General features: G+C 59.9%; 30 protein-coding genes and 1 pseudogene. 20 read left to right on the forward strand and 11 right to left on the reverse strand.

The annotated features are described in order from the left end of the window. Window position 1 precedes the first annotated feature (1 nt). On the reverse strand, window positions 2–832 hold the full coding sequence (locus I6G90_RS18575; RefSeq protein WP_197928679.1) for a CPBP family intramembrane glutamic endopeptidase: 831 nt from the start codon (window positions 830–832) through the stop codon (window positions 2–4). Window positions 833–994: 162 nt separating this feature from the next. Between I6G90_RS18575 and I6G90_RS18580 the strand changes: the two genes are divergently transcribed. Beyond that, window positions 995–1,696 (forward strand): substrate-binding periplasmic protein, encoded by a 702-nt coding sequence (locus tag I6G90_RS18580; RefSeq protein WP_232254375.1) that lies wholly within the window; start codon window positions 995–997, stop codon window positions 1,694–1,696. 361 nt (window positions 1,697–2,057) lie between these two features. Continuing rightward, complete coding sequence (locus tag I6G90_RS18585; RefSeq protein ID WP_232254376.1) at window positions 2,058–2,666, forward strand: substrate-binding periplasmic protein; 609 nt, start codon at window positions 2,058–2,060, stop codon at window positions 2,664–2,666. 43 nt (window positions 2,667–2,709) lie between these two features. On the opposite strand, the gene I6G90_RS18590 is transcribed toward I6G90_RS18585, so the two are convergent. Both I6G90_RS18590 and I6G90_RS18595 read right to left on the reverse strand, forming a co-directional pair. Further along, complete coding sequence (locus tag I6G90_RS18590) at window positions 2,710–3,006, reverse strand: hypothetical protein (protein ID WP_033135544.1); 297 nt, start codon at window positions 3,004–3,006, stop codon at window positions 2,710–2,712. Window positions 3,007–3,085: 79 nt separating this feature from the next. Next, window positions 3,086–3,460 (reverse strand): YacL family protein, encoded by a 375-nt coding sequence (locus tag I6G90_RS18595; RefSeq protein ID WP_197928682.1) that lies wholly within the window; start codon window positions 3,458–3,460, stop codon window positions 3,086–3,088. 208 nt (window positions 3,461–3,668) lie between these two features. Between I6G90_RS18595 and I6G90_RS21505 the strand changes: the two are divergent. The 8 genes and pseudogenes from I6G90_RS21505 to I6G90_RS18635 form a co-directional block, all read left to right on the forward strand. Next, a pseudogene (locus I6G90_RS21505) lies at window positions 3,669–3,800 on the forward strand (sugar diacid recognition domain-containing protein); the annotation flags it as partial. A gap of 7 nt (window positions 3,801–3,807) precedes the next feature. Then, window positions 3,808–4,923, forward strand: a complete 1,116-nt coding sequence (locus I6G90_RS18605; RefSeq protein ID WP_197928683.1) for a sugar diacid recognition domain-containing protein — start codon at window positions 3,808–3,810, stop codon at window positions 4,921–4,923. Between the two features lie 117 nt (window positions 4,924–5,040). Beyond that, a complete protein-coding gene (locus I6G90_RS18610) occupies window positions 5,041–6,303 on the forward strand; it encodes a GntP family permease (protein WP_042063189.1) in 1,263 nt (420 codons plus the stop codon). Between the two features lie 9 nt (window positions 6,304–6,312). Further along, window positions 6,313–7,446 carry a glycerate kinase gene (locus I6G90_RS18615; protein WP_197928685.1) on the forward strand — a complete coding sequence of 378 codons (1,134 nt, stop codon included), beginning with the start codon at window positions 6,313–6,315 and terminating at the stop codon, window positions 7,444–7,446. Window positions 7,447–7,672: 226 nt separating this feature from the next. Continuing rightward, on the forward strand, window positions 7,673–8,236 hold the full coding sequence (locus I6G90_RS18620; protein ID WP_197928687.1) for an NnrU family protein: 564 nt from the start codon (window positions 7,673–7,675) through the stop codon (window positions 8,234–8,236). A gap of 58 nt (window positions 8,237–8,294) precedes the next feature. Then, on the forward strand, window positions 8,295–8,831 hold the full coding sequence (locus I6G90_RS18625) for a glutathione peroxidase (protein WP_005340333.1): 537 nt from the start codon (window positions 8,295–8,297) through the stop codon (window positions 8,829–8,831). 82 nt (window positions 8,832–8,913) lie between these two features. Next, window positions 8,914–9,849, forward strand: a complete 936-nt coding sequence (locus I6G90_RS18630; RefSeq protein WP_075113897.1) for a LysR family transcriptional regulator — start codon at window positions 8,914–8,916, stop codon at window positions 9,847–9,849. A gap of 182 nt (window positions 9,850–10,031) precedes the next feature. Next, entirely contained in the window at window positions 10,032–11,228 is a 1,197-nt protein-coding gene (locus tag I6G90_RS18635) for a NupC/NupG family nucleoside CNT transporter (protein WP_197928689.1), read from the forward strand. Window positions 11,229–11,330: 102 nt separating this feature from the next. Here the strand turns inward: I6G90_RS18635 and I6G90_RS18640 are convergent, their stop codons facing one another. From I6G90_RS18640 to I6G90_RS18660, 5 genes are all read right to left on the reverse strand, one after another. After that, the gene (locus I6G90_RS18640) at window positions 11,331–11,750 is read right to left on the reverse strand and encodes a DUF4426 domain-containing protein (RefSeq protein WP_197928691.1); all 420 of its coding nucleotides are present in this window, start codon (window positions 11,748–11,750) and stop codon (window positions 11,331–11,333) included. 43 nt (window positions 11,751–11,793) lie between these two features. Further along, the gene (gene yggU / locus I6G90_RS18645; protein ID WP_005341417.1) at window positions 11,794–12,096 is read right to left on the reverse strand and encodes a DUF167 family protein YggU; all 303 of its coding nucleotides are present in this window, start codon (window positions 12,094–12,096) and stop codon (window positions 11,794–11,796) included. Continuing rightward, on the reverse strand, window positions 12,096–12,647 hold the full coding sequence (locus I6G90_RS18650; RefSeq protein ID WP_042011910.1) for a YggT family protein: 552 nt from the start codon (window positions 12,645–12,647) through the stop codon (window positions 12,096–12,098). The genes yggU and I6G90_RS18650 overlap by 1 nt, the downstream gene beginning before the upstream one ends. 11 nt (window positions 12,648–12,658) lie before the next feature. Continuing rightward, window positions 12,659–13,483, reverse strand: a complete 825-nt coding sequence (gene proC, locus I6G90_RS18655) for a pyrroline-5-carboxylate reductase (protein ID WP_197928693.1) — start codon at window positions 13,481–13,483, stop codon at window positions 12,659–12,661. Between the two features lie 133 nt (window positions 13,484–13,616). Beyond that, window positions 13,617–14,318: a YggS family pyridoxal phosphate-dependent enzyme gene (locus I6G90_RS18660; RefSeq protein ID WP_197928695.1), complete on the reverse strand. Its 702-nt coding sequence runs from the start codon at window positions 14,316–14,318 to the stop codon at window positions 13,617–13,619. Between the two features lie 39 nt (window positions 14,319–14,357). Between I6G90_RS18660 and tapT the strand changes: the two genes are divergently transcribed. The 4 genes from tapT (at window position 14,358) to I6G90_RS18680 (ending at window position 17,971) form a co-directional block, all read left to right on the forward strand. Then, window positions 14,358–15,392, forward strand: a complete 1,035-nt coding sequence (tapT, locus tag I6G90_RS18665; protein ID WP_042063177.1) for a type IVa pilus ATPase TapT — start codon at window positions 14,358–14,360, stop codon at window positions 15,390–15,392. A gap of 28 nt (window positions 15,393–15,420) precedes the next feature. Beyond that, complete coding sequence (gene tapU / locus I6G90_RS18670) at window positions 15,421–16,530, forward strand: type IVa pilus ATPase TapU (protein ID WP_111806244.1); 1,110 nt, start codon at window positions 15,421–15,423, stop codon at window positions 16,528–16,530. A 47-nt stretch (window positions 16,531–16,577) separates the two neighbouring features. Beyond that, window positions 16,578–17,351, forward strand: coding sequence for a peroxide stress protein YaaA (yaaA, locus tag I6G90_RS18675; RefSeq protein ID WP_197928697.1), 774 nt, complete (start codon window positions 16,578–16,580; stop codon window positions 17,349–17,351). A gap of 194 nt (window positions 17,352–17,545) precedes the next feature. Beyond that, window positions 17,546–17,971: a hypothetical protein gene (locus tag I6G90_RS18680; protein ID WP_042063174.1), complete on the forward strand. Its 426-nt coding sequence runs from the start codon at window positions 17,546–17,548 to the stop codon at window positions 17,969–17,971. Window positions 17,972–18,331: 360 nt separating this feature from the next. Here I6G90_RS18680 and I6G90_RS18685 read toward each other — a convergent pair whose 3' ends face one another. Continuing rightward, window positions 18,332–18,823 (reverse strand): methylated-DNA--[protein]-cysteine S-methyltransferase, encoded by a 492-nt coding sequence (locus I6G90_RS18685; RefSeq protein ID WP_197928699.1) that lies wholly within the window; start codon window positions 18,821–18,823, stop codon window positions 18,332–18,334. A gap of 28 nt (window positions 18,824–18,851) precedes the next feature. Further along, entirely contained in the window at window positions 18,852–19,268 is a 417-nt protein-coding gene (gene arfB, locus I6G90_RS18690) for an alternative ribosome rescue aminoacyl-tRNA hydrolase ArfB (protein ID WP_075113904.1), read from the reverse strand. Window positions 19,269–19,469: 201 nt separating this feature from the next. On the opposite strand from arfB, the gene glnK reads away from it, so the two are divergent. The 5 genes from glnK to I6G90_RS18715 all read left to right on the forward strand — a co-directional run bounded on the left by glnK (window position 19,470) and on the right by I6G90_RS18715 (window position 24,866). Beyond that, window positions 19,470–19,808: a P-II family nitrogen regulator gene (glnK, locus tag I6G90_RS18695; protein ID WP_005341406.1), complete on the forward strand. Its 339-nt coding sequence runs from the start codon at window positions 19,470–19,472 to the stop codon at window positions 19,806–19,808. Window positions 19,809–20,066: 258 nt separating this feature from the next. Further along, entirely contained in the window at window positions 20,067–21,074 is a 1,008-nt protein-coding gene (locus I6G90_RS18700) for a Fe(3+) ABC transporter substrate-binding protein (RefSeq protein WP_005340374.1), read from the forward strand. A gap of 40 nt (window positions 21,075–21,114) precedes the next feature. After that, on the forward strand, window positions 21,115–22,740 hold the full coding sequence (locus I6G90_RS18705) for an ABC transporter permease (RefSeq protein ID WP_197928701.1): 1,626 nt from the start codon (window positions 21,115–21,117) through the stop codon (window positions 22,738–22,740). Between the two features lie 82 nt (window positions 22,741–22,822). Then, window positions 22,823–23,857 carry an ABC transporter ATP-binding protein gene (locus I6G90_RS18710; protein WP_197928703.1) on the forward strand — a complete coding sequence of 345 codons (1,035 nt, stop codon included), beginning with the start codon at window positions 22,823–22,825 and terminating at the stop codon, window positions 23,855–23,857. Window positions 23,858–23,960: 103 nt separating this feature from the next. Beyond that, window positions 23,961–24,866, forward strand: a complete 906-nt coding sequence (locus I6G90_RS18715; RefSeq protein WP_197928705.1) for a Dyp-type peroxidase — start codon at window positions 23,961–23,963, stop codon at window positions 24,864–24,866. A 90-nt stretch (window positions 24,867–24,956) separates the two neighbouring features. Here the strand turns inward: I6G90_RS18715 and argR are convergent, their stop codons facing one another. Next, window positions 24,957–25,427, reverse strand: coding sequence for a transcriptional regulator ArgR (gene argR, locus I6G90_RS18720; RefSeq protein WP_005340378.1), 471 nt, complete (start codon window positions 25,425–25,427; stop codon window positions 24,957–24,959). A gap of 201 nt (window positions 25,428–25,628) precedes the next feature. Between argR and I6G90_RS18725 the strand changes: the two genes are divergently transcribed. Then, a complete protein-coding gene (locus tag I6G90_RS18725) occupies window positions 25,629–26,369 on the forward strand; it encodes an ATP-binding cassette domain-containing protein (protein WP_033135523.1) in 741 nt (246 codons plus the stop codon). The last annotated feature ends 19 nt before the right edge of the window (window positions 26,370–26,388 follow it).

Raw genomic sequence — 26,388 nt, forward strand, 5'->3', positions numbered from 1 at the left:
ATCAGGCCCGTGCCAGCGGGTAGGTAAACAGCGCCAGATGGGCGAAGTTGAAGGCGAAGTGCAGCAGGATCGCCACCGTGAGCCGCCCGCTCAGCTGGAGTGCCAGACCGTAGCAGATTCCCGCCAGCGTGGCGAAGAGAGCCAATAGGGCGCCACCCGCCAGATGACCCGCCCCGAACAGGCTGGCGGCCACCACTATGCCGACCCAGGGGCGGTAGCGTTCGGCCAGCCCTTGCTGGATCGCCCCCCGAAACAGCGCCTCCTCCGCCACACAGGTGAACAGCAGGTTGTTCAGCGCGAACAACCACCACCAGTGAGGCAGCCCCACCTCCGGTTTCAGTGCCCCCAACTGCCAGGCGATGACCAGCAGGGCGGCCAACGGCAGCAACAACAGGGCCAGCGGGCGCCAGCGGATGCTGCCTCCCTTGCCGAGCAGCGTCGGGCAGGCCAGCAGCAAGCCAAACAAGAGCAGCGGCTTGTCGAGGTTCAGATACATATTGAACGGCACGCTGGCGGGCCCTGCCAGAGCCTGATCCAGTACCTTGAGATTGCTGAATCCGGGGATCAGATGCAGGGTCAGCGCTACCGCCCATATCAGCAAGGCGCCCCATGCGATGGTACGGCCATGGCCGGGCTGTGAGGGCAGGCGCCAGGCTAGCAGCAGTGCGGCCAGTGTCACCAGCAGGGCGGTCGGAGTGATGCGAGCGAGCCAGAGCGCCAGCAGCAGGGCTACCCCCAGCAGCAGGAAACCGGGCCGCCGTTGCCGTGCCAGACAGAGCAGGGTGGCCAGCGCCAGCGCTCCCCAGATCAGTGTGTCGGGTAGGGGTAACATCGGAACTCCTTTGTAACAAAAGGGCCGCACCTTAGCAGGTGCATCGGCGCAAAGGCAACCAGAGCGGGTTATCCGGGCCAGCCTCCTATACTCAACAAGAGAGTAAAAAGAGGGATGGTGATGAAGCACTATGGCTGGTTGTTCTGTTGTTGGTGTGGATGGTTGTCATGCGCCCCCTTGTCGCTGGTGACCGGGGAGTTCTCACCCTATTCGGGGGCTGCACTGCCTGATGGCGGCCTGAGTACCCGGCTGGTCACCACCCTGCTGCGTGAGGCGGGCTATGACGAGCTGAAGGTGGAGTTTTTGCCCTGGAACCGGGGTTACGAGTTGACGCGCAACGGTCTGGCGTCCGCCACCTTCCCCTATGCCTGGACGCGCGAGCGGGCCAAGCTCTTCTATTTCAGTGCTCCGCTCCATATCGATCACCTTTCCTGGTTCACCTATCAGGGCAGCGATGCAGTGCTTGACGGCAAATGGCAGGGATTGCGGGTCTGCATTCCCGCAGGCTGGAGTACCAGTCACGCGGATGAGGTCATTGCCCGTTTTTCCTTGCAACTCACCCGCCCAAAGAGTCTGGCGCAGTGCTTGAAAATGCTTGAACTCAAACGGGTTGATCTGATGCCAATGAACGATGCGGTGACGGCAGAAGTCAGCATGCAGGTGTTCGGTGATCCCAACTATCTGCAACCGCTCCCCTATTTTCGCCAGCGCGATACCTTCTATCTGCTGGTTTCGCGCAAGTTGCAAGGGGGGCATGAGCTGATTGAACGCTTCAACGAGGTGCTGGCTGAAGCTCGCGCCAGCGGTCATTACGACAAGCTGGTTCCCGGAGCCTTACCCCGGTTGCCCCGTTGTGATAGATGATGAGTGGGGGAGCATAAAACCAGCAAGCCGGAGCCGTGACTCCGGCTTGATGGATCTTGGAGGGTCATCACAACGCAGATATCGGGATGCCGTGAAGCAACGGTTGAGCGGTGTGGGGGGCCAGACCTGCCCAGATACTGATAACGGCGTCAATTACCGGTGTTGCGGCTAATATCAGGATCGTCTCCCTGTTCGCATGCACTGAATTTCAGAGGTCGGGATGAAGCACGCTTGGTGGCTGCTCGGTTGTTGGTGTGGATGGCTATCCAGTGCTCCGTTGACGCTGGTGACCGGGGACTATTCCCCCTATTCCGGCGCCGATTTACCGGGGGGCGGGCAGAGCACCCGACTGGTGACCAGGGTGCTTCACACTGCCGGCTATCACGATCTGGCTGTGGACTATCTGCCCTGGGCCCGGGGCTATCAACAGGCCCTCAATGGCCTGGCCACAGCGACCTACCCGTATGCTCGCACCCGTGAGCGCGAGCTTGATTTCTATTACAGCGATCCCATCCATCTCGATCACCTCTCATGGTTCACCTACCGCGGCAGTCAGGCCGTGCTGGATGGCCGATGGCAGGGGTTGAAAGTGTGTATGCCTCTGGGCTGGAGCTCCAGCAACTTTGATAGCGTGGTAAAGCAGTTCGGGTTGATCGTACAGAGCCCCAAGACCCTGACGCAGTGTCTGCAGTTGCTGGCGCGTCAACGGGTTGATCTGATCACCATGAATGATGCCGTGATGGCGGACGCCAGCCTGCAGGCATTTGGCGACCCCTGTCATTTGCAACCCTTGCCCTATTTTCGCGAGGCCGAGGCACTCTATCTGATTGTCTCGCACAAATTGCCCGATGGGGCCGATGTGGTACGGCGCTTCAACAGCGCGCTGGCAACATTACATGCCAACGGAAGTTATGATGAGCTGGTAGGGGGGCGTAACGGCGGGCGGTGCCATCTATGGCAGAAAAAATAAGCCGGAGCAATCGCGCCGGCTTATTGGCATTCAGAGGGAGGGATTAGCGGCCTGATTCGGCGATCACGCGGGCGATGATATCGGCGCGCTTGCTGGCTTCTAGCTCACCCAGGGCGATCAGGCCAGCCTTGAAGATGACGTTCTTTGGCAGGCTGACGTCGTCCAGGGTGGTGATGGCTTCAACGTGCATGCCGTTGAGGCGGCTGGCATCGCGCGGGCTCAGGTTGACCTGGGTGTTCATCACCTGCTTGCCTTTCTTCTTGGCAGGCGCAGCGGCTTTCTTGGTGGATTCCTGTTCTTCGTCTTCCGGCAGTTCGTCATCAAAATCGTAAATAGACATAGTCAATCCTGTTGAGTTAGGCAAAAGGGCATGTTTGCCCGACATATTCATTTCGTATTTTAACCCGATATCGGGTCAATCAGCCCATATCCTCGTTACGGATAAAGGCGCGCCAGGAGGCGAGCACCTGGGCAAAATCTTCCAGCCCGCACATGGCCAGCTGTTCATCATCGTAGTAGGCGAGATCGTCGAGATCGTCATCCAGCTCGATATTGAGGGCGTTGGCTTTCACCTCCGCCTCTTCGTGGGTCAGCAGCAGGGAGTAGTCACCGCCATTGAGCCGGTATTCGACTCGGGTGCGGTTGGATAGCTGGTCAATGATGGAGAAAAGCTCGTCGAGCTTCTCTTCATCCTTGCCAACCTCGTCGATCAACCACTGACCGATGGCTTCATGGCCCATGGAGAACCGGGCGCGATAGCCACCAAACGGGTCGCGGCGAAATTCATAATCCATAGCACAGTCCAGATCGGAGGGATGGGCCATCATGGGCAGGCGGGTGCAAGCACGCAATTCCTGCTCCATGGCGGGGCCCACATCGGGTAAAGTGGCCTATTCTAGCGATCCCCCTCTCGCTTGTCTTGATGATGTGGCATCTTTGCGCCCATCTGCTGCCGGTTAACGCGGGGAGCGCAGCCTGATCTGCCTCTTGTCCGGAGATGTTATGCAACTAAATGAGAGTCTTGCCCGTCAGATCGTCGCGCGGGCGATGAAGATCCTGTCGTTCTCGGTCAATGTGATGGATGAGCCACAGAGACTGGTCATCGCCTCTGGTTATTCCCGGTTGGTTCAGCGGAGTATCTATGCAGCTAAATGACATGCTCGCACGCCAGATTGTGAGCCGGGCGATGAAGATCCTCTCCTTTTCGGTCAACGTGATGGACGAACACGGCCTCATTATTGCGTCCGGCAATCCGGAGCGGATCCATGAGCGCCACGAAGGGGCCGTACTGGCGCTCACCGAAAACCGGGTGGTGGAGATCAGCGAAGCGACCGCCCTGCAGCTCAAGGGGGTGCGGCCCGGCATTAACTTGCCTATCGCCTATCAGGGGGATCTGATCGGGGTGATCGGTATCTCCGGCGATCCGGAGGAAGTTCGTGCTTACGCCGAACTGGTGCGGATGACGGCAGAACTGATCCTGGAGCAGGCGGCGCTCACCGAGCAGTTGCAGTGGGACAAGCGCCACAAGGAGGAGCTGGTGTTGCAGCTCATTCGGGGCGAGGGGCGAGTCGACCAGTTGCAGCAGGCGGCCCGCTTTCTCGGACTGGATCTGGCCCAGCCTCGGGTGGTGGCGGTGCTGGCGCTGGAGGAGGCCGACCCTGCTCGTCTGCGGGAGCTGGTCCATCAGCTGGAGAACCCGGAGCGGGACAATCTGGTGGCCATCAACGGGCTCGACGAGATAGTGGTGCTCAAACCGGCGCAATTGAGTGAGGGGGTCTGGCAATCGGCGCAGGAGCGCAGCCGGATCAAGCAGTTGCTGGCGCGCATTCCCCACTTCAAGGTGCATATCGCGGTGGGTGATTACTTCGCCGGGATCGACGGGCTGGCGCGCTCTTACCAGACGGCGCGGGATACCCTGCGCCGTGGCATGCGGCAGGCGCCGCGCAAGCAGGTCTACTTCTTTGAGGACTACCGTTTGCCGGTATTGCTGGGGAGTCTGATGGACTCCTGGCAGGCGGATCAGCTGCGAGCCCCCTTGCTGAAACTGGCCGAAGAGGATAGCAAGGGGGCGCTGCAGAAGACCCTGCGCCACTATTTCTTGCAGGATTGTGATCTGCATCGCTGTGCCGAAGCCTTGTTCATTCACCCCAATACCCTGCGTTATCGGCTGGGGCGGATAGAGCAGATAACCGGTTTGAATTTCAACAAGTTAGACGACAAATTTCAGCTTTACCTGGGACTTAATCTGAGCATGTAATTGTTTTTTTTTACAATTAACGTGCTTTTTAGTGTCTTTTATTTGTCGTTTCGTCTAAAGATTTATCGTTTTGCATCCCCATAATGGCGAGCACTCTATCTATTCAAGGTGTCCGTCATGATCCCGGTTACAGCCCTTGGCGCCATCGCGGCGCTCTCCATCGCCATCATCCTCATTTTGAAGAAGGTGCCGCCTGCTTACGGCATGATCGTGGGTGCCCTGGCCGGTGGCCTGATTGGCGGTGCCGATCTGACCCAGACCGTTGCCCTGATGATCGGCGGTGCCCAGGGGATCACCACCGCGGTGATGCGGATCCTGGCGGCCGGTGTGCTGGCTGGCGTGCTGATCGAGTCGGGCGCGGCCACCACCATCGCCGAAACCATCGTCAAGAAGCTCGGTGAAACCCGCGCCCTGCTGGCGCTGGCGCTGGCGACCCTGATCTTGACCGCGGTTGGTGTATTCGTGGACGTGGCCGTCATCACCGTTGCGCCCATTGCGCTGGCCATCGCCCGCCGTGCGGATCTCTCCAAGGCTGCCATCCTGCTGGCGATGATCGGTGGCGGCAAGGCGGGTAATGTCATGTCCCCCAATCCCAACGCCATTGCCGCGGCTGACGCCTTCCATCTGCCCCTCACCTCAGTGATGGCTGCGGGCATCATCCCGGGTCTGTTCGGTCTGGTGATGGCCTACTGGCTGGCCAAGCGTCTGAACAACAAGGGCAGCAAGGTTGCCGCCGACGAGGTAGTGAGCTTCGAGGGCACCAAACTGCCGGGCTTTGCCGCCGCCATCAGCGCACCGCTGGTCGCCATCCTGTTGCTGGCCCTGCGTCCGGTTGCCGGTATCGTGGTGGATCCGCTGATTGCGCTGCCCCTCGGTGGTCTGGTCGGCGCCCTGATGATGGGTAAATTCAGCAAGGTGAACCAGTTTGCAGTATCCGGCCTCGCCCGCATGGCGCCGGTCGCCATCATGCTGCTGGGTACCGGTACCCTGGCGGGCATCATCGCCAACTCCGGCCTGAAAGATGTGCTGATCAGCGGCCTGACCGCCTCCGGTCTGCCTTCTTACCTGCTGGCCCCCATCTCCGGTGCCCTGATGTCGCTGGCAACCGCCTCGACCACCGCCGGTACCGTGGTGGCCTCCAACGTCTTCAGCTCCACCCTGATTGAACTGGGGATCAGCGGTCTGGCCGGTGCTGCCATGATCCATGCCGGTGCCACCGTGTTTGACCACATGCCCCACGGCTCCTTCTTCCATGCCACCGGTGGCAGCGTCCACATGGGGGTGGGTGAGCGCCTGAAACTTATCCCTTACGAAACCGCAGTCGGTCTGACCATTGCCACTGTCTCCACCCTGATGTTTGGCGTGTTTGGCCTCGCCTAAGGAATTGATATGAAAATTGTTATTGCCCCCGATTCATTCAAGGAGAGTCTGAGCGCCATGGCGGTGGCTGATGCCATCGAGGCCGGTTTCAAGCAGGTGTTGCCAAACGCCACCTACGTCAAATTGCCGATGGCCGATGGCGGCGAAGGCACGGTGCAATCGCTGGTCGATGCCACCGGTGGCCGCATTCTGCCGGTCGAAGTGACCGCACCGCTTGGCAACAAGGTACAGGGTTTCGTCGGCCTACTGGGTGATGGCGAGCGTGCCGTCATCGAGATGGCCGCGGCCTCCGGCATCCATCTGGTGGCACCCGAGCAGCGCAATCCGCTGCTCACTTCCAGCTTCGGTACCGGCGAGCTGATCCTGGCCGCGCTGGAGATGGGAGTGAAACACCTGATCCTCGGTATCGGCGGCAGCGCCACCAATGACGGCGGTGCCGGCATGATCCAGGCGCTCGGTGGCAAGCTGCTCAAAGCCGATGGCTCTGCCATCGAGCTGGGCGGTGGTGGTCTCGCAGAGCTCGCGACTATCGATCTGAGCGGTCTGGATCCGCGCCTGAGCGATTTGGTTATCGAGGTGGCGTGCGATGTGAACAACCCGCTGTGCGGCCCGAAAGGTGCATCTGCGGTGTTTGGCCCGCAAAAAGGGGCTACTCCCGAGATGGTGGCACAGCTCGATGCCAACCTCTCCCGTTACGCTGACTGCATCGAGCAGGCGCTCGGCAAACAGGTGAAGGATATTCCGGGGGCGGGCGCAGCCGGTGGCATGGGCGCCGCGCTGGTTGGCCTGCTTGGTGCCGAGCTCAAGCCCGGTATCCAGATCGTCATCGAAGCCCTGAAACTGGCCGAGGAAGTGGCCGATGCGGATCTGGTCATTACCGGTGAAGGTCGTATCGACAGCCAGACCATCCACGGCAAGACGCCAATCGGTGTCGCACGCTGTGCCAAGCAGTTCGGCAAGCCGGTGATCGGTATCTCCGGTTGCCTGACCGATGATTGCGGAGTGGTACACGAGCACGGGCTGGATGCGGTATTTGCCGTGGTCAACCGCGCCATGTCCCTGCCGGAGGCGTTGGCCACCGCCAGCATCAATATCGAGCTGACCGCGCGCAACGTGGCCGCGCTCTATCGGTTGCCCCGCTGATATTTGGGTCTATGCCTGCTACCCGGGCATCGACCATCCCTCGCCCCGTGAGGGGGCCTTTCTCATTTGATGAGAAATCCGGTTGCCCTTAGCACTTTTCGCCGACCCCTCGAGGTCGGCTTTTTTGTCTCCTTCACGTTCCCCGTATCCTGCCCTGTCACTGGTTTCTATAGGCGCATCTCTCCCTTTACGGCATAGTGGTCGTACCAAGTACAAGGAGAGACGCATGTTCCTGCTGACCCTGGGGGTTGCGCTGTTTACCCTGATCCATCTCTACCCCTGTTTTGCCGTGGCCCATCGGATGCGGCTGCGCGAGCGGCTGGGTGAGAATCGCTACAAGGGGCTCTTCTCCCTGCTGGTGTTTGTCGCCATCGCCTGCATCATCGCCGGTTGGCGGTCGGCCAGCGCATTACCGCTCTACTTCCTGCCGGATTGGGGGCCGATGACCATGACGGTGATGATGCCCTTTGCGCTGATCCTCTTCTTCTCCGGCCAGGGGTCCAACCACCTGCGCCGTTGGCTGGTGCATCCCCAACTGCTCGGCACCCTGATCTGGGCGGTGGCTCATCTGCTGGTCAACAGCGAGGCGCGATCCTTGGTGCTGTTTGGCGGCATCGGGCTCTGGGCGCTGGTGAGCATCGTCTGGATTTCGGTGCGGGAGTGGCAACAAGCGCCGCGCCCGGCGGCCAACTGGACGGGCACCGGCATCAGCGTCGGGGCGGGCTTGGCGGCCACCGCGCTGCTGGTCTTCTGGGGCCACGGCTGGCTGACCGGCATTCCCCTGCATTGAGCGTGAACTGCAGGCTTGGTAACCGCGTATGATGGATAAAACAAAAGGAGTCTTGGCGATGAAATGGTTCACTCTGTTGCTGTTATTGGGTGCCGGTGCGGCCTCTGCGGCGTGCCCCGATTATTTCAATGTGGAGATGCGGGAGCTTAACAACTCTCAACGCCACAACCTCTGTCAGCTGACCGAGGGCAAGGTGGTGCTGGTGGTCAATACCGCCTCCTACTGTGGTTACAGCGGCCAGTTCCGCGATCTGGAGAAGCTCTACCAGAGCTACAAAGATAAAGGGCTGATTATTCTGGGTTTCCCCTCCAACGACTTCTGGCAGGAGGCGGGTAATGAGACCAAGACCGCCGAGGTATGTCGCCGCGACTATGGCGTCACCTTCCCGATGTTCAATCGGGTGGCGGTACGTGGTTCCGATGCGGTACCGCTGTTCAAGGGGCTGGCGGCGGCCGCTGACGGGGATGAGCCGAACTGGAACTTCCACAAGTATCTGGTGGGGCGCGATGGCAAGCTGATCGCCAGCTACGGCGCCAACCAGAATCCGGCTGACGATCCCCTCAAACTGCAGATCACCCGGGCGCTGGGGCTCTGACCCTACCCCTTGGCGGGCGGCTCTGGAATAATGGGCGCCCGCCACTCACTCTGGTTATCTTGTGCTGCAACGTCTTCCCCAAATGGTCATTTTCGATGCGCTGGTGCGCGAGCAGGGGATCTCTGCTGCCGCCCGTCGTCTCGGAGTCTCCAAATCCCATATCAGCAAGCAGCTGGCGCTGCTGGAGACCACCCTCGGCGCCCAGCTGGTGCAGCGAACCACCCGCCGCTTTGCCCTGACCGAGCTGGGGCAGGAGTATGCCCGTCACTGCCATGCGTTGGTTGCGGTGGCGCACGAGGCGGACTCCATGATCGCCGAGCGGCGTGGCAAGGTGAGCGGTGTGCTCCATCTCGGGGTAGGCCAATCCTTCGGTCGTTTGCATGTCATTCCCCATCTCAAGGCGTTTCAGGACTGCTATCCCGAGCTGGAGCTGGAGGTCTCGCTGTTTGACCACAGAACCAGTCTGGTGGATGAGGGGCTGGATCTCTGGATCACCACTTACGAAGACAAGCCGGAAGGGCTGGTGGGGCAGCGGCTGGCCGACATTGGCTTCGTACTGGCGGCCTCGCCGGATTACCTGCTGAGCCACGGTACCCCGCTCCATCCGAAGGATCTGGCCCAGCACAACTGCATCACCTACCAGAGCCGGGAGCGCCGCTATCATCAGTGGGCGTTTCGTCAGGGCAAGGAGCGCCAGACGGTGCAGGTGGCGGGCAACTATCGGGTGGATATGGCGGAAGCTGTGCGGGATGCGGCGCTGGCCGGTCTCGGCATCGCCTATATCGCCAACTACCTGCTGGACAAGGAGCTGCAGAGCGGTCAGCTGATCCCGCTGTTGCCCCAGTGGCGGCCAAATCAGCAGATGGCGGTACACGCCGTTTACGCCCGGCGCGAACATCTGGATCCCAAGATCCGTCTCTTCATCGATTTCCTCAAGGCCCGCTTTGGTCCAGAACCCTATTGGGAGCAGCGGCTGGCCCCCTGGCTCGGCGGTAAATTGTCCGGCAGTGAGGAATGATCGTTTCCATATAAAAACACTGGCTTTCGCGTGATACTAAAATTGAACCAAATCAGCCAGTTGGCGCAACCGATATCGTGAAAACGTTTTTTCTAACAGAGCTGTAACCAAGCGGACTTGCAGTGACGGGGTGAGAGGCGCAGAATCCGCGCCCATCTTTTGCCCCACCTGATGGAGTCCCTATGATTGCCCTGCTCGGCATCCTGAGTATCCTGGCGCTTGCCGTGATCTGCTCTGATAATCGTCGTCGTATCCCGCTGCGAACAGTTGGCTTTGCCCTCTGCCTGCAAGTCATGTTTGCCGGTCTGGTGCTCTGGCTGCCTGCCGGTCAGCATGTGCTGAACGGGGTCAGCGAAAGCGTCAGCAGCGTGATCGGTTATGGTCAGGAGGGGATCGCCTTCCTGTTCGGTGATCTGGCCAAGTTCAAACTGGGCTTCATCTTTGCCTTCAACGTATTGCCGGTCATCATTTTCTTCTCTGCGGTGATCGCCATCCTGTATCACATCGGCATCATGCCGCGGGTGATCGCCCTACTGGGCGGTGGTCTGCAAAAGCTGCTGGGTACCGGTCGCGCCGAGAGCCTCTCCGCGACCGCCAACATCTTCGTCGGCATGGTGGAAGCGCCGCTGGTGGTCAAACCCTACCTCTCCAAGATGTCAGATTCCCAGTTCTTCGCGGTGATGAGCTGCGGCCTCGCCTCGGTCGCTGGCGGTACTCTGGTGGGTTACGCGAGTATCGGTGTCGAGCTGAAATACCTGATCGCCGCCGCCTTCATGTCGGCGCCTGCCGGTCTGGCGATGGCCAAGGTCCTGGTGCCGCCTGAGGCTGAAGAAGTTGACCACTGTCAGGATGTAGAGATCCCCCGCGCCACCAACGTGATCGAAGCGGCGGCCGATGGCGCCATGTCCGGCCTCAATATCGCGGTGGCAGTCGGTGCGACCCTGCTGGCCTTCGTCGGCGTGATCGCCATGCTCAATGGCCTGCTCGGTTGGGCTGGCGGTCTGGTAGGGCTGGATCTGAGCTTCCAGATCATTCTGGGCTGGCTGTTTGCCCCCGTCTCCTGGCTGATCGGTGTGCCCTGGGAGCAGGCGCAGGCCGCTGGTGCCCTGATCGGTACCAAGATCGTGGTCAACGAGTTCGTCGCCTTCATCGGTCTGGTACAGGATCAGACCCTGAGCGAGTCGAGCAAGGCCATCGTCACCTTCGCCCTGTGCGGCTTTGCCAACATCTCCTCCATGGCGATCCTGATCGGCGGTCTGGGTTCCATGGTACCGGAGCGCAAATCCTTCATCGCCCGTTACGGCATGCGCGCCATCCTCTCCGGCGTGCTGGCGAACCTGATGAGCGCCTGTCTGGCCGGTCTGTTCCTCGCCCTGTAACGGACGGTGGCACGGACTGAATGCAACAAGGGCGCCGCGATGGCGCCCTTGTCATATGGATAACAAGAAGCCCAGACCTTGGTCGGGGCTTCTTGTTGCTGCTCAGTCGACGTAGAAGGTCTGCTGGAAGGTGAGGTTCTGCTGCTGCCAGCCGCCCATGATCTTCAGGGTGAACTGATAGGTATCTTCGTTGCGGTAGGGGAGGGTTGCCAGATAGTAGATGGCATCGCCCTCTTTTACCTCCTGAAAGCTCAGGGTGCGGATGGTGCCGGTCAGGTTCTTGGCCTCACCGGTGATCCCCACGGCTTGCGCCACTTTCTGCTTGTCCTGTACCGCGATATTGATGATGGCGTTGTAGCGGCTGCGCTCCAGTCCATACGCCTTGGCGACCTCGGGGGTGAGGAAGCTGGAGTTGAAGGCGTTATAGTGCACCAGCCAGGGGCCCAGCTCCTTCATCTGTTCTGCCTTGAGCGGCAGGGTCATCAGCAGTGCCAGCAGGCCACTCATCCAGGCTGTTTTCATCTGTCATCCCTCTCATATCTACGGTTGGCGCAGGCCGACTCATTCAGCCTTGCGCGTCATTCAGCAGTGCACTCACTTCTTGCGGCAACTGTTTGGGGCTGTCGATGGCGACGGTTTTGTGTCGCCCCAGCTCGCCCCGCACTATGGTGACCTGTCCCTTGGCCACCTTGAACTGCTTGGCCAGAAACTTGATCAGATGGCTGTTGGCCTGGCCATCGACCGGCGGCGCCGTGATGGCCACTTTCAGCTCTTCGCCATGCAGTCCGATGATCTGATCCCGACTCGCCTTGGGCTGGATCACCAGATGCAGTACCAGTTCATCCCCTTGTTGCAGGACGGCTGGCATCAAATCATCCACCACAGCTGGCCGAACAGGTCACCCAGCAGGTAGTTGATGGCTTGCAGGCCGATAAAGGCGACCAGCACCGAGAGATCCAGCCCGCCCAGTGCCGGCAGTACACGGCGGATAGGGGCGAGGAACGGCTCGGTCAGCTGATGCATCACATATTCGATGGGGTTGCGGCCCTGGCTGACCCAGCTCAGGATGGCGCGGATCAGCAGTACCCAGAAGATCATCGAACCCGCTTTCTTCAGCACGGTCAGCGCGGCAAACAGGCTGATGCTGAGCCAGTCCGCCAGCAGCACGTTCATGCTCTTGAGCAGGGCCAGCTTGGCGAAGGCGATGACCAGCGCCAGCACCACGGAGGCGAGATCGATGCCACCAAAGCCCGGGATAACGCGGCGTAGCGGGATCACCAGCGGATTGGTCAGCTTGACCACCATCTGGCTCATCGGGTTGTAGAAGTCGGCGCGGGCCCACTGCAACCAGACGCGCAGCAGGATCACCATCAGGTAGAGATCGAAAACGGTGTTAATCAGAAAGTAAGCAGTGTTCATCTGGGCTCCTGTTAGAAGAGGGTTTCCATTTCGGTGGCACGAGCGACGGCCGCCTGCATGGCTTGCGCAGTCAGCGGCATCAGCCCCTGCTGCTGGAAGGTGTTGATGGCTTCGGCGGTGGTGCCGCCCTTGCTGGTCACCTGCTCGCGCAGGGTTTGCAGCGCCAGCTCGGGGTTCTGCTCCACCATGGCGGCAGCGCCCAGCGCGGTCTGCTGCACCAGCAGGCGTGCCTGCTCGGGTGAGAAGCCCATTGCCTCTGCCTCTTCGGCGATGGCCTGCATAAAGAGGAAGAAGTAGGCCGGGGCACTGCCCGCCGCGGCGATGACGCCGTTGATGCCGGACTCTTGATCCACCCAGAGGGTCTTGCCGACCGCCTGCATCATCTGCTCGGCAAAGTCGCGATCACTGGCTCCAATATGCTCGGGGGCGTAGAGGCCGGTCATGCCCAGGCCCAGCAGGGCCGGGGTATTGGGCATGGTGCGGATGATGCGGTCATGGCCACCGGCCATCTCGCCAAGGCGCGCCACCTTGATACCAGCCGCGATGGAGATAAGCAGCTTGCCCTCAAGGGAGCCCAGCTCGGCAACCAGCGCTGCCAGCATGTCGGCCATCAGCTGCGGTTTGACCGCCAGCACGATCACTTCGGCGCCGCGGGCCGCCTCGGCATTACTCTGGGTGATGTGAATACCGTAGTCGCTGGCCAGCGCCTCCAGCTTGGGGCGGCTGGGGTTGGCGGCCGTGATCTGCCCGGCGGGATAGCCCGCCTTGACCAGTCCGGCAATGATGCTGCGGCTCATGTTGCCCGCGCCGATAAAGGCCAGCGTTCTATGCTGCATCAGATGCTCCTGTAGCACATGGGGTCGCGGCGAGGTGGGTGCTGCCTGCACTACCTGACGCCAGAATTCGGTGTTCCATCAAACGCTCCTGTTGATGAAGTCGCGGGGATCTATCGGTTATCCACCAGCCTGCCTATGAGTAGTCACGGGCGCCGAAGATGGCGGTGCCGACCCGCACCATGGTACTGCCATGGGCGATGGCCAGCTCGAGATCTTCGGTCATGCCCATCGAGAGGGTATCCACCGTGGGGTATTGTCGCGCAAGCTCGGTGAACAGAGTCTGCATGCGGGTCATTTGGGCGGCCAAGACGGTCTCGTCACTGGTGTGTTCGGGAATGGCCATCAGCCCCCGCAGCACCAGTCGGTCACTCTGGGAGACCAGCTCGGCAAGGCGGAAAATCTCTTGTTCCGACGTTCCGGATTTGCTGCTCTCTCCGCTAATATTGATTTGCAGACAAACATTTAGCGGTGCCATGCTGGCGGGACGCTGGTTGTTGAGGCGGTCGATCAACTTGTCCCGATCCACGCTCTGCACCCAGTCGAACCGTTCGGAGACCAGTTTGGATTTGTTCGATTGCAAAGGGCCGATAAAGTGCCACTCTATGTCGCAATATTCCGGCTGCTGGCGCAAGGTATCGATCTTGGTCGCCGCTTCCTGGGCGTAGGATTCGCCAAAGCAGCGCTGACCTGCGGCATGGGCGGCCATGACGGCCTCGACGGGCTTGGTCTTGCTCACGGCCAGCAGGCGGATCTGCTGCAGGTTGCGGCTCGCCCGTTCGGCGGCCTGGGCAATACGTTCCTTTACCTGAAACAGGTGCTGGGCAATCTGGTTCATATTTCGTTAGTGATCTTGTGATGGGAGAATGACAAGTCTATGGATATCACAGAGTTATTGGCTTTCAGTGTAAAGCATAAAGCCTCGGATCTACACCTCTCGGCCGGGGTTCCCCCGATGATCAGGGTTGATGGTGAGGTTCGCAAGATCAATTTGCCCGCCCTGGAACACCGGGAAGTGCATGCCCTCATTTATGACATCATGAACGACCATCAGCGCAAGGAGCTGGAGGAGAACTTCGAGGTCGACTTCTCGTTCGAGGTGCCCAATCTGGCTCGTTTCCGGGTCAACGCTTTCCAGCAGGCGCGCGGTTCCGGCGCGGTATTTCGTACCATCCCCAGCACGGTCTTGAGCCTCGAGGATCTCGATGCGCCGGAGATCTTTCGCAAGATCTCCGAATACCCGCGCGGTCTGGTGCTGGTGACCGGCCCGACCGGTTCCGGTAAATCGACCACCCTGGCGGCCATGGTCAACTACATCAACGAGAACTTCCATCACCACATTCTCACCATCGAAGACCCCATCGAATTCGTTCACGAGAACAAGCGCTGTCTGGTGAACCAGCGGGAAGTACACCGCGATACCAAGAGCTTCAGCAACGCCCTGCGCTCGGCACTGCGGGAAGACCCGGACATCATTCTGGTGGGCGAGATGCGTGACCTCGAGACCATTCGTCTGGCCATGACGGCCGCCGAAACCGGCCACCTGGTGTTTGGCACCCTGCACACCTCGTCGGCGGCCAAGACCATCGACCGTATCATCGACGTCTTCCCCGGTGCGGAGAAGGACATGGTACGTTCCATGCTTTCCGAATCCCTGCGGGCGGTTATATCCCAGACCCTGCTCAAGCGTATTGGTGGCGGCCGGGTGGCGGCACACGAGATCATGATGGGCATTCCGGCGGTGCGTAACCTGATCCGTGAGGACAAGATCGCCCAGCTCTACTCGGTGATCCAGACAGGGATGACCCACGGCATGCAGACCATGGATCAGAGCCTCAAGCAGCTGGTGAGCCGCGGCGTGGTGGCATCCCTCGATGCCAAGGCCAAGGCCGTCGATCCCAACAGCGTTTAAGAGCGTCGAACCCAGGGAGGGATAAATGATGAATCTGGATGAATTACTGACCGAACTGGTCGAACGAAAGGGCTCGGATCTGTTTGTGACGGTGGGCTCGCCGCCCACTCTCAAGGTCAATGGCCATCTGGTGTCGCTGGGGGGCGAGGCGCTCGACAAGAAGGGGGCGCTGACGCTGGTCAGAGATACCCTCAGCAGCGATCACTTCGAGCGCTATATCCGCACCAAGGAGGCCAACTACGCCATCTATCGCGAGGCGCTTGGCCGTTTTCGGGTCAGCGCCTTCTGGCAGCAGGAGCTGCCCGGCATGGTGATACGTCGCATTGAGACCCGCATCCCCACCTTTGAAGATCTGCAGTTGCCCAACATCCTGCAGGAGGTCGCCATGGCCAAGCGGGGGTTGGTGCTGTTTGTCGGGGCCACCGGCGCGGGTAAGTCCACTACTCAGGCGGCGATGATTGGCTATCGCAACCAGCATGCCGATGGCCACATTCTGACGGTGGAAGACCCGGTGGAGTTCGTCCATCAGCATGGCCGCAGTCTGGTGACCCAGCGTGAAGTGGGGATCGATACCGAGTCGTTCGATGTGGCGCTGAAGAGCTCGCTGCGTCAGGCGCCGGACGTGATCCTGATCGGCGAGATCCGCAGTCAGGAGACCATGGAGTTTGCTCTGCAGTTCGCCGAGACCGGTCACCTTTGCCTCGCCACTCTGCATGCCAACAACGCCAACCAGGCGCTGGATCGGATCCTCCATCTGGTGCCGCAAGACAAACACCGTCAGTTCCTGTTCGATCTCTCCTTCAACCTGAAAGCCATCGTTGCCCAGCAACTGGTGCCAAGCATGGATGGCAAGCGGCGTTTTGCCGCGTTCGAGGTGCTGCTCAATACCCCGCTTATCACCGACATCATCCGCAAGGGTGAGATGCACCGCCTCAAGGAGGTGATGACCAAATCCACCGAGCTGGGCATGCAGACCTTCGATCAGGCGCTGTTCAGCCTGTTCTGTGCCGGTCAGATTGGCTACAGTGAGGCCCTAGCTCACGCCGACTCGGCTAATGATTTGCGTCTGCAAATCAAGCTCTCTGGTCAGGATACGCTTGGCTCCGGTACGCTGGAGAATGTGACGCTGGATGAATGAATCATGGGGCCGACCTGCTGTTCGGCCCCTCGCCATAAAGGAACGTTATGCTGATTGTGGTTTCCCCGGCCAAGACGCTGGATTACGAGTCACCGCTGGTGACCCCCCGTTTCACCCAACCCGAGCTGCTGGATCACTCTGCCGAACTGATTAGCCGGGCCCGTCAACTGAGCCCGGATCAGATCGCCAGCCTGATGAAGATCAGTGACAAGTTGGCAGGCCTCAACACCGCTAGGTTTGCCGAGTGGCAGCCAGATTTTACCCCTGCCAATGCCCGTCAGGCGCTGCTGGCCTTCAAGGGAGATGTCTACACCGGATTGGCAGTGGAGGATTTCAGCGAGGCCGATTTTGACTTCGCTCAGGCGCACCTGCGGATGCTCTCCGGCCTCTACGGCGTGCTGCGCCCCCTCGATCTGATGATGCCCTACCGGCTGGAGATGGGCACCAGGCTCGACAATAGCCGCGGTAAGGATCTCTACCAGTTCTGGGGCGAGGCGATCACTCACCATCTCAATGAGGCGCTGGCTGCACAGGGGGATGAGGTGCTGATCAATCTGGCCTCCGACGAGTATTTCAAGTCGGTATGGCCCAAGAGCCTGAAAGGGCGGATCGTCACCCCGGTGTTCAAGGATGAGAAGAACGGCCAGTTCAAGATCATCAGCTTTTACGCCAAGAAGGCGCGCGGCATGATGGCCCGCCATATCATCAAGCACCGTCTGACCGAGGTGGAGCAGCTGACCGGTTTCAACGCCGAGGGCTACTACTTTGTGCCAGAAGAGTCGGATGCCAATACCCTGATGTTTAAACGCGCCGAAAATTAATTACAAAAAGAGGGAACCAATCTTTCGACCCGCGGGTCTGAATATGTGAATCCTCTGTTGTAAGCACTTTTTATTCGCCGACGTTTGATACGTCGGCTTTTTTATTGCCGTTTTTATTGTCCATCGATTGCCTTCGCCGGGCCTATGTGGTTCAGATAGACTCAAGACAGGGAGTGAGTTGTCGCGAGGTGAATATGGAACAGAAAAATGCCATTCGGCAGCTTGCCGTACCTTGGGCTCCGTCCCGCCAGCTACCGCCCGGTCTGGTTGTGGCCGAGTTGCATCAGGATCTCTGGAGTGACTCCCTGACCATCATGCTGGGACGGGCACGCAGTATCGATCTGCCCCCGCAAATCCTCTGTCGGGTCTATTTTCGCCACATCTATGCCCTGCGGGTGATCGAGGATTGCGATCTGGCCGAGGGGAAGGATAGCCACGCCATCGAAGAGCAGATCCAGCTCATCACCCCATCCCGTTTTGCCAGCTGGTTTCATCAGGAGTCGGACGGTCTGCATCTGGACGAAGATCTGCAGCACTATCGCATCTCGACCTGGGATTATTGCGCCGATGTGCTGACCTCCTCGGCGCCGGAACTGCAGTTCCTGCCCCAGAGCGAGTAGCCAGCGGTCACGTCAGAGGCGAAGGGGATCCTTCGCCTCTTGTCTTTGTGGAGGTGCAGAGCGTGCGATGCTCAGGTCACTCAGTCAGAGGGATGGCCTGTTGCGTTGGCACAAAAAAAGCGCCTCAGAGGAGGCGCGGGGAAAAAGACAGATTGGAAGCGTCACATGGGTGCTACTTGAATCAGCGAATGAGCCGTGCCATTCAAGTATGAAGCCATCATGCCAAGCTCAATCTGAAGGTGTTCTGAGGCGATTCTTCATTTTCTGTTCATCTTGTCAGTAAACACCGAACACTGGCTGAAAGCCTTTTCATTTCTGCGGCCAGAGGATGTGCAACTGGAGCATGAACAACACACAGGTTTACGGTGCCAGCTCGAATGCTGTGCCGGTCTGTTCCAGAGCCAGCAACCAGCGCTTGATGGGAATGCCGCCTGCATAGCCGGTCAGATCGCCGCTGCGTCCGATCACCCGATGGCAGGGCACTATGATGCTCAGCGGATTGCGGCCATTGGCGGCGCCCACCGCCCGCACCGCTTTGGGATTGCCGATAGCCTGGGCAATCTCGAGATAGCTGACGGTCTCACCATAGGGGATATCGCACAAAGCGTTCCACACCGTTTGCTGGAACGGGGTGCCCCGAGCGGCCATAGGCAGGTCGAACTGCTGCAACTTTCCGGCGAAATAGGCGCTGAACTGAGCAAGATAGGGTGCCAGCGCCTTGTCATCCCGTTGCCAGTCAGCTTGCGGCATGACGGGCCGCTCCCCGTGCATAAACTCGACGTGGCGCAGGCCATCCTGATCGATGGCGACCAGCAGAGGGCCGCGGGCGCTGTCGCAAAAACTGTATCTCATCGGCTGACATCCTTTGTAGGCTGGAGGCTTAGTCCAGAACCGGCTTGCCGCGGGCGGATTTGATATCTCCCTTGCGCTTTTTGGCATCGACCCGTTTGCGCTGGGAGCTGCGGGTCGGTTTGGTGGCATGGCGAGCCTTGGGGCGCCAGGCTGCTTTCTTCAGCAACTCCACCAGACGGCTCATCGCCTCCTTGCGGTTCATGTCCTGGCTGCGATGGCTCTCGACCCGGATCATGATAAAGCCGTCGTGTACCCGGCTGTCGCTCAGCTTGTCGAGACCCTCCTTGTAGAGGGGCGTCAGGCTAGGAGAGCTGCGGTAATCGAAGCGCAACCAGACGGCGGAGTCGGTCTTGTTGACGTGTTGTCCGCCGTTGCCCTGTGCTCGCATGGTCTGGAATTGCAGCTCATGCCAGGGAATCGTGACGCTGTTGGAGATAACTAACATGCTGTTTTGCTCTTGTTTGGTGCATACCCGCTGGCCGCTGCAGCATGGTGCCTCATTATGGGGCGCACTGGCCGGTTATGGGGATGTGCCTGGCGCATGGCGCTGGCATTAAACTCTATCTATATGAAATAAAACAATAAAAATACTTGGCATAAGAATTGAAACCCGATTCATGACACACCATGGATTGGGAGCAACCAGATGAAGCTGATTAGTGCGATTATCAAACCGTTCAAGTTGGACGATGTCCGCGAGGCTATTGCCAACCTGGGGGTGGAAGGGCTGACCGTGTCCGAGGTCAAGGGATTTGGCCGCCAGAAGGGACATACCGAATTATACCGGGGAGCCGAGTATCAGGTCGACTTCCTGCCCAAGGTGAAGCTGGAGATTGCCACCGCTGATGATAACGTGGAAGGGGTGATCGAGGCGATCTGCAAGGCGGCCTATACCGGCAAGATCGGCGACGGCAAGATTTTTGTCTACGACTTGCTGCAGGCGGTGCGCATCCGCACCGGCGAGAGTGACGACGAGGCGCTGTGATGAATTGCATCCGTGACGTGCAGATCTGCTGACCTCCCGACCTCGGGGGAATCCGATGGGGTGAGCGCTTATTGAAGCCTGATTAACAGGATGTGCTGGTCAGAAGAGGCCGGATGGGATTCCATCCGGCCTCTTTAATTTTATTGGCGATTAAATATGTGAAGTACGATGGTAAGCGTTCTTGATCCGCTCATAAGATGTATGCAGAATGCAAACGGCAATCGTTATCACTCTGTATATCTAATCAAGGAATGGATGATGAAAATGAAGATGTTGGCACTGGCTTTCTCTGCGTTGGCAGCTCAGTCGGCATTGGCGGCCGGGGAAGTGAATGTCTACTCCAACCGGCAGGATGAGCTGATCAAGCCCATCATCCAGCAGTTCGAGAAGGAATCGGGCATCAAGGTGAATGTGGTGTTCGCCAAAGAGGGGTTGAACGAGCGTCTGGAGCGGGAAGGCAAGCTATCTCCGGCCGACCTGATGCTGACCGTCGATATCAGCCGTCTGACCGATCTGGTGGACAAGGGGCTGGTACAGCCGGTAGATAGCAAGATCCTGCAGGAGAACATCCCCGCCATCTATCGTGATCCGGAGAATCGCTGGTTTGCGCTGACCACCCGGGTGCGCGCCATCTACTCCAGCAAGGATCGTCTCGGCAAGCTCGACACCATCAGCTACGAAGATCTGGCCAAGCCGGAATTCAAAGGGAAAATCTGCACCCGCAGCGGCAAGCATGAGTACAATGTGGCGCTGGTCTCCTCGATGATCGCCCATCACGGCATGGCCGAGACCAAAACCTGGCTGGAAGGGGTCAAGGCCAACCTGGCGCGCAAACCGCAGGGCAACGACCGGGATCAGGTCAAGGCGATCAAGGATGGTATCTGTGACGTGTCGCTCGGCAACAGTTACTATCTGGGCGCCATGTTGAAAGATCCGGCGCAGAAGTCCTGGGCGGATGCGGTTTATATCAACTTCCCGAATCAGGCTGACCGCGGTGCCCACGTCAACGTGAGCGGCGTGGCCATGACCAAGTATGCCAAGAACAAGGCCGAGGCCCAGAAGCTGATGGAGTTTCTGGCTGGCGATACCGCCCAGCACATGTATGCGGACGTGAATGCCGAATATCCGGTCAAGGCCGGGGTCGAGCCTTCCGCCATGGTCAAGTCCTGGGGCAGTTTCAAGTCTGACGCGCTACCGGTCAGCGATTACGCCAAGCACCGCAAGGACGCCTTGCAGTTGCTGGATGAAGTGAAGTTCGACTTGTAATTCAGATGGGGCCAACGGCCCCATCAACATCTGTGGTCTCATGAAAAATTTTGGATGGATGACCGGCAGTTGGGCCATCGCCCTGCTGCTGGGTTTACCGGTTATAGCCCTGCTTTTCTCTGCCTTCTCGGCTGAGGGAGATCTCTTTCGCCACCTCGCCGATACTGTGCTGCTCGACTATCTGGCCAATACTCTGGGGCTGGTGGTCGGCGTGGTGCTACTCAGCCTGCTGTTTGGCGTGCCCACCGCCTGGCTGGTGGCCATGTGTCAGGTGCCGGGGAGGCGAGCCCTGCAGTGGGCCTTGATGCTGCCGATGGCCATGCCCTCCTATATCGTCGCCTACGTCTATACCGACCTGCTCGACTATTCGGGCCCGCTACAGGCCGGGTTGCGCGCCCTCTTTGGCTGGAACAGTCCCGCAGATTACTGGTTCCCCGCCATTCGCTCCCTTGGTGGCGCCGCTTGGGTGCTGGCGCTGGTGTTGTTCCCCTATGTCTATCTGCTGGCCCGAGCCTCCTTTCTGGAGCAGTCGGTCAGCCTCATTCACTCCAGCCGCCTGCTCGGCTGTACCCCGTGGCAAAGCTTTCGTCGTCTCAGCCTGCCGCTGGCACGCCCCGCCATCATGGTGGCGGTATCGCTGGTGGCCATGGAGACGTTGGCTGATTTTGCCACCGTTCACTTCTTTGCCATCAACACCCTGACCACGGCGGTCTACGACACTTGGCTCGGTTACGGCAGTCTGGCCACTGCGGCCAAACTCTCCTGCCTGATGCTGCTGGCAGTGGTGCTGTTGATCGCGCTGGAGCGCCGCTCGCGCAGTCGGCAGCAGGTGTTCCAGAAGTCGATGGGCCATGAGCAGCCGCTGCGCTATCCGCTCAAGGGGATGAGTCGTTGGCTGGCCGGCCTCTGGTGCTGGGGGCTGGTGCTGGCCGGTTTCGGCCTGCCGTTTGTCATCCTGCTCGATTACGGGGTGCGCTACTTCGAATTGTCGTGGACGCCGGAGTTTGTTCGCTTTGCCGGTAACAGCCTGCTCATCTCGGCGATGACCGCCCTGATGGCCATGGGGATTGCCCTGCTGCTCGGCTTCTTCCGCCGCCTTGATGGCGGGATCAAGAGCCTGCTGCCCCTGCGCATTGCCGCCATGGGTTATGCCATGCCGGGCACCGTGCTGGCCATCGGCGTGCTGGTGCCGCTCACCGCCCTCGATTTTGCCATCAATGATCTGGCCGAGTGGCTGGGGCAGCAAGGACCGGGTCTGCTGCTGACCGGCACCATCACCGCCATCGTGTTCGGCTATCTGGTGCGCTTCGTGGCCATCGCCATCGGCTCGGTGGAGAGCAGCATGGGCAAGATCTCCCCCAGCCTCGACATGGCGGCCCGATCCCTGGGGCAGGGAGATGGCGGCATGCTGCGGCGGGTTCATCTGCCGCTGGTGCGCCGTGGTCTGTTTGCCGGTGCCATGCTGGTGTTCATCGAATCCATGAAGGAGCTGCCCGCCGCCCTGCTGCTGCGGCCGTTCAACTTCGATACCCTGGCGACCCACGTCTACCAGTTCGTCTCGGACGAGATGCTGGAGCGCGGCGCGCTGGGGGCCATCGTCATCGTGCTGGTGGGACTGTTGCCGCTGATCTGGGTCAACCGCAGTCTGGACAGCCCGGGCCACTGAGTCGCCACGTCGGCCAATGAAATTGCATGCGGTGTGCTGATCCGAAAGGGTGCGCACCGCCAGAAACGAGAGGAAGTCAGCCTTGTCCTGTTTGCAGGTTGAAAATGTCAGCTGCCGTTACAACGGCCGCAATGTGCTGGAGCAGCTCTCCCTGACGGTGGCAGACAACGAGATCGTCTGTTTGTTGGGGGCGAGCGGCTGCGGCAAAACCACGCTGCTCAAGGCCATCGCCGGGCTACTGCCGCTGGCAGAGGGCACGATTCGCCTCGGCGATACTCTGCTCGACGGGCCGGGTGCCAGCGTACCGCCCGAGGCGCGCAATATCGGGATGATCTTTCAGGATTACGCCCTCTTCCCCCACCTGACGGTGGCCGACAACGTCGGCTTCGGTCTGACCCGGCTCGATCGCAGTGCCCGCCAGCAGCAGGTTGACGAGTCGCTGGCGCTGGTCAATCTGCAGGGGCTCGGGGATCGTTATCCGCACCAGCTCTCCGGTGGCCAGCAGCAGCGGGTGGCTATCGCCCGGGCGCTGGTGTGCAAGCCGCGGCTGATGCTGCTGGATGAACCCTTCTCCAACATCGATACCCAGGTGCGAATGAAGTTGATCCTCGAGATCCGCGCCCTGCTCAAGCAGCAGGGGATCGGCGCCATCTTCGTTAGCCACAGCAAGGAGGAGGCGTTCGCCTTCGCCGATCGGCTGGCGCTGTTTCGCGCAGGCCACATCGAGCAGGTGGGTCAGCCGGAGCAGCTCTATCGCCGCCCGCAGAACCGCTTCGTGGCGGAGTTTCTCGGCGGGGTCAACTATCTGTCCGCCGAGGTGGTGGACAGCCACTGTGTGCAGACGGCGCTCGGGGTCATCTGTGGCAGCGAGCCCCATGGTCGGGCGGTGGGTGAACAGTTACAGCTGATGCTCAGACCTCAGCAACTGCTGCTGGAGAGCGCCGCAGAGGGGGAGCTCAAGGTGGTGGAGCAGCAGTTCCTCGGCCATCACTGCCGGGTGCTGTTCGAGTGTGGCGATCTGCAGCTGGAGGCGAGCATTGGCGAGCCCCTTGAAGGGATGCGGGCACGGATCAAGGTCGCCCCTCATGGACTGGTGTTGTTTGACGCTTTGCCCTGAACGCGTGATATCGTCGTGAAATCAAAGAACTGGAACAACTCTGGTTTATAATCGCGCAACGCTAATAGCCCGTAACGCTAACGCCTACTCAGGGGAGAGATATATGAAAGCCCAAGCCGGGATCTGCGCAGAGCCGAATCTGCACGCCCTCTATCTGATGTTCAATCGCACCGGTGACGCCGCCGAACTGGTCGGCCGTCTGGCCAAACTGCCCGCCCTGTGGCAGGCGGTCGCCGCCGATTTCCCCGATGCCGGTTTCAGCGGGCTGGTTGCCGTTGGCGCCGATGCCTGGGATGGTCTCTACCCGGCCGCCCGTCCGCCTCAGTTCCGCGGCTTTATGGCGCAATCCGCCAATGGTCAGGAAGCCCCCAACACCCCGTTTGATATCTTCGTGCAGCTGCGTGCCGATCGGATAGATGTGCTGCACCACGCCGGTCACCGCGTGATGGCGCGGCTGGCCGGAGTGGTCGAGCTGGCCGAAGAGGTTCGCGGTTTCCGCAATCTGGATTGCCGCGACCTGACCGGTTTCGTCGATGGCACCGAGAACCCGCAGGATGAGCACCGCGCCGAAGTGGCGCTGCTGGCCGAGGGCGAGTTTGCCGGTGGCTCCTACATCCACGTCCAGCGCTGGGTCCACGCCATGAGCGACTGGGAGAAGCTGGCGCAAAAAGAGCAGGAAGACATTATCGGTCGCACCAAGCCTGACAACATCGAGTATGAGTCTGCCGCCAAGCCGCTGACCGCCCACATCAAGCGGGTCAACCTCAAGACCCCGAAAGGGGAGTCTATGGAGATCCTGCGCCAGAGCATGCCCTGGGGCACCATGCGTGAGCAGGGGCTCTACTTCATCTCCTGCTGCCGCACTCAGCAGCACTTCAACGCCATGCTGGCCAGCATGTACAAGGGGGAGGGCAGCCACTTCGACCACCTGCTGCGCTTCACCAGGGCAGTGACCGGCGCCGCTTTCTTCGCCCCATCGGAGGGTTTTCTGATGGCGCAGGGTAAATAAGCCCGCCTGACGAAGACTCAGAAAACAAAAATCCCGGCCTTGGCCGGGATTTTTCGTTCTGGTGTGACCGCTATGAGGCGGTGGCGGCCATTACGGGGTCTGTTCGAACAGCTCGAGGGCGGAGAGGTAGAGCTCTTCGATATCGGTGTCGCTGGTCGGAGTGATGAAGATGGTGTCATCACCGGCGATGGTGCCGAGGATCCCCTCTGCCTTACCGAGAGAGTCGAGCAGGCGGGCGATCAGCTGGGCCGCGCCCGGGCTGGTGTGAATTACCACTAGTGCGCCGTTGTGATCGACGTCCAGTACCAGATTCTTGAGCGGGCTGGAGGTGGTGGGCACGCCCAGTTCCACCGGCAGGCAGTAGACCATCTCCATCTTGGCATTGCGAGTGCGAACGGCGCCGAAGCGGCTCAGCATGCGCGATACCTTGGACTGGTTGATGTTCTCGAAACCCAGCTCTTGCAGGGCGGTGACGATTTCTGCCTGGGAGCCAAAGCGCTCTTCTTTCAGCAAGGCTTTAAAGGCCTTGGCCAGTTTTTCTTGCTTGTCGTTGTGTTTCATCTTGGTCTCACGAATGAGGAGGTGTGGCGGCCTGTGTGGCACAGGCGGCAGATACGAACAGCGAGGCCATTTTGCATTCATATGCCGTTTTTTGCAAGGAAGCGGCGCTTGTTCTGCATATTGATTCAAAAATGGCTTGCATCAACCTCTATTAGGGATAGAATCGGGATGAAATTTTGAAAACTTATTCAATTGGGCTGTATGGGTATTGAATTAATAGGTATCGAGAAATCCTGGCACAAGGTGCCGGTTCTGCAACAGGTCAGCTTTCGGACATCTCCCGGTGAAACCTTGGTGTTGCTGGGCCCGAGCGGTGCTGGCAAGAGTTCCCTGCTACGGATGATGAACCTGCTGGATACCCCGGATGCGGGTGTTCTGCGGATTGGCGAAAGTGAATTTTCTTTCCCGAGCGCCCTCTCTGCTGCCGAATTCAACCGCCAGTCCCAACTGCTGCGTCGCAAGGTGGGCATGGTGTTCCAGCAGTACAATCTCTGGCCACATCTCACTGTGATGGAGAATCTGATTGAAGCGCCGGTCAAGGTGCTCGGCATGAGCAAGGAGGCCGCCATCGAGAAGGGGGCCTATCTGCTGGCCCAGTTGCAGCTGGCCGACAAGCGCGATGCCTGGCCTGCCCGTCTCTCCGGCGGCCAGCAGCAGCGGGTGGCCATTGCCCGTACCCTGATGATGGACCCGGAAGTGCTGCTGTTTGACGAGCCGACCGCTGCCCTCGATCCCGAGATCACCAAAGAGGTGGCCGAGATCATTCGCAACCTGAGCCAGACCGGCATTACCCAGGTGGTGGTGACCCACGAGGTCGATTTTGCCCGCAAGGTGGCCAGTCAGGTGATTTATCTGGAGAAGGGGCGGATCATCGAATCCGGCACCGCCGCCATTTTCCAATCCCCGCAAACCAGCCGGTTTGCCGAATTCTTGATGCATTGATATTGAATCGATAAGGAAG

Source organism: Aeromonas allosaccharophila, from assembly GCF_016026615.1.
In the GTDB taxonomy this organism is placed as follows: Bacteria; Pseudomonadota; Gammaproteobacteria; order Enterobacterales; family Aeromonadaceae; genus Aeromonas; species Aeromonas allosaccharophila.

Coding starts and splice junctions, on each gene's coding strand:
- I6G90_RS18575 (WP_197928679.1), bottom strand. CDS start 832: ATGTTACCCCTACCCGACACACTGATCTGGGGAGCGCTGGCGCTGGCC.
- I6G90_RS18590 (WP_033135544.1), bottom strand. CDS start 3,006: ATGTCTATTTACGATTTTGATGACGAACTGCCGGAAGACGAAGAACAG.
- I6G90_RS18595 (WP_197928682.1), bottom strand. CDS start 3,460: ATGGATTATGAATTTCGCCGCGACCCGTTTGGTGGCTATCGCGCCCGG.
- I6G90_RS18605 (WP_197928683.1), top strand. CDS start 3,808: ATGCAGCTAAATGACATGCTCGCACGCCAGATTGTGAGCCGGGCGATG.
- I6G90_RS18610 (WP_042063189.1), top strand. CDS start 5,041: ATGATCCCGGTTACAGCCCTTGGCGCCATCGCGGCGCTCTCCATCGCC.
- I6G90_RS18615 (WP_197928685.1), top strand. CDS start 6,313: ATGAAAATTGTTATTGCCCCCGATTCATTCAAGGAGAGTCTGAGCGCC.
- I6G90_RS18620 (WP_197928687.1), top strand. CDS start 7,673: ATGTTCCTGCTGACCCTGGGGGTTGCGCTGTTTACCCTGATCCATCTC.
- I6G90_RS18625 (WP_005340333.1), top strand. CDS start 8,295: ATGAAATGGTTCACTCTGTTGCTGTTATTGGGTGCCGGTGCGGCCTCT.
- I6G90_RS18630 (WP_075113897.1), top strand. CDS start 8,914: ATGGTCATTTTCGATGCGCTGGTGCGCGAGCAGGGGATCTCTGCTGCC.
- I6G90_RS18635 (WP_197928689.1), top strand. CDS start 10,032: ATGATTGCCCTGCTCGGCATCCTGAGTATCCTGGCGCTTGCCGTGATC.
- I6G90_RS18640 (WP_197928691.1), bottom strand. CDS start 11,750: ATGAAAACAGCCTGGATGAGTGGCCTGCTGGCACTGCTGATGACCCTG.
- yggU (WP_005341417.1), bottom strand. CDS start 12,096: ATGCCAGCCGTCCTGCAACAAGGGGATGAACTGGTACTGCATCTGGTG.
- I6G90_RS18650 (WP_042011910.1), bottom strand. CDS start 12,647: ATGAACACTGCTTACTTTCTGATTAACACCGTTTTCGATCTCTACCTG.
- proC (WP_197928693.1), bottom strand. CDS start 13,483: ATGCAGCATAGAACGCTGGCCTTTATCGGCGCGGGCAACATGAGCCGC.
- I6G90_RS18660 (WP_197928695.1), bottom strand. CDS start 14,318: ATGAACCAGATTGCCCAGCACCTGTTTCAGGTAAAGGAACGTATTGCC.
- tapT (WP_042063177.1), top strand. CDS start 14,358: ATGGATATCACAGAGTTATTGGCTTTCAGTGTAAAGCATAAAGCCTCG.
- tapU (WP_111806244.1), top strand. CDS start 15,421: ATGAATCTGGATGAATTACTGACCGAACTGGTCGAACGAAAGGGCTCG.
- yaaA (WP_197928697.1), top strand. CDS start 16,578: ATGCTGATTGTGGTTTCCCCGGCCAAGACGCTGGATTACGAGTCACCG.
- I6G90_RS18680 (WP_042063174.1), top strand. CDS start 17,546: ATGGAACAGAAAAATGCCATTCGGCAGCTTGCCGTACCTTGGGCTCCG.
- I6G90_RS18685 (WP_197928699.1), bottom strand. CDS start 18,823: ATGAGATACAGTTTTTGCGACAGCGCCCGCGGCCCTCTGCTGGTCGCC.
- arfB (WP_075113904.1), bottom strand. CDS start 19,268: ATGTTAGTTATCTCCAACAGCGTCACGATTCCCTGGCATGAGCTGCAA.
- glnK (WP_005341406.1), top strand. CDS start 19,470: ATGAAGCTGATTAGTGCGATTATCAAACCGTTCAAGTTGGACGATGTC.
- I6G90_RS18700 (WP_005340374.1), top strand. CDS start 20,067: ATGAAAATGAAGATGTTGGCACTGGCTTTCTCTGCGTTGGCAGCTCAG.
- I6G90_RS18705 (WP_197928701.1), top strand. CDS start 21,115: ATGAAAAATTTTGGATGGATGACCGGCAGTTGGGCCATCGCCCTGCTG.
- I6G90_RS18715 (WP_197928705.1), top strand. CDS start 23,961: ATGAAAGCCCAAGCCGGGATCTGCGCAGAGCCGAATCTGCACGCCCTC.
- argR (WP_005340378.1), bottom strand. CDS start 25,427: ATGAAACACAACGACAAGCAAGAAAAACTGGCCAAGGCCTTTAAAGCC.
- I6G90_RS18725 (WP_033135523.1), top strand. CDS start 25,629: ATGGGTATTGAATTAATAGGTATCGAGAAATCCTGGCACAAGGTGCCG.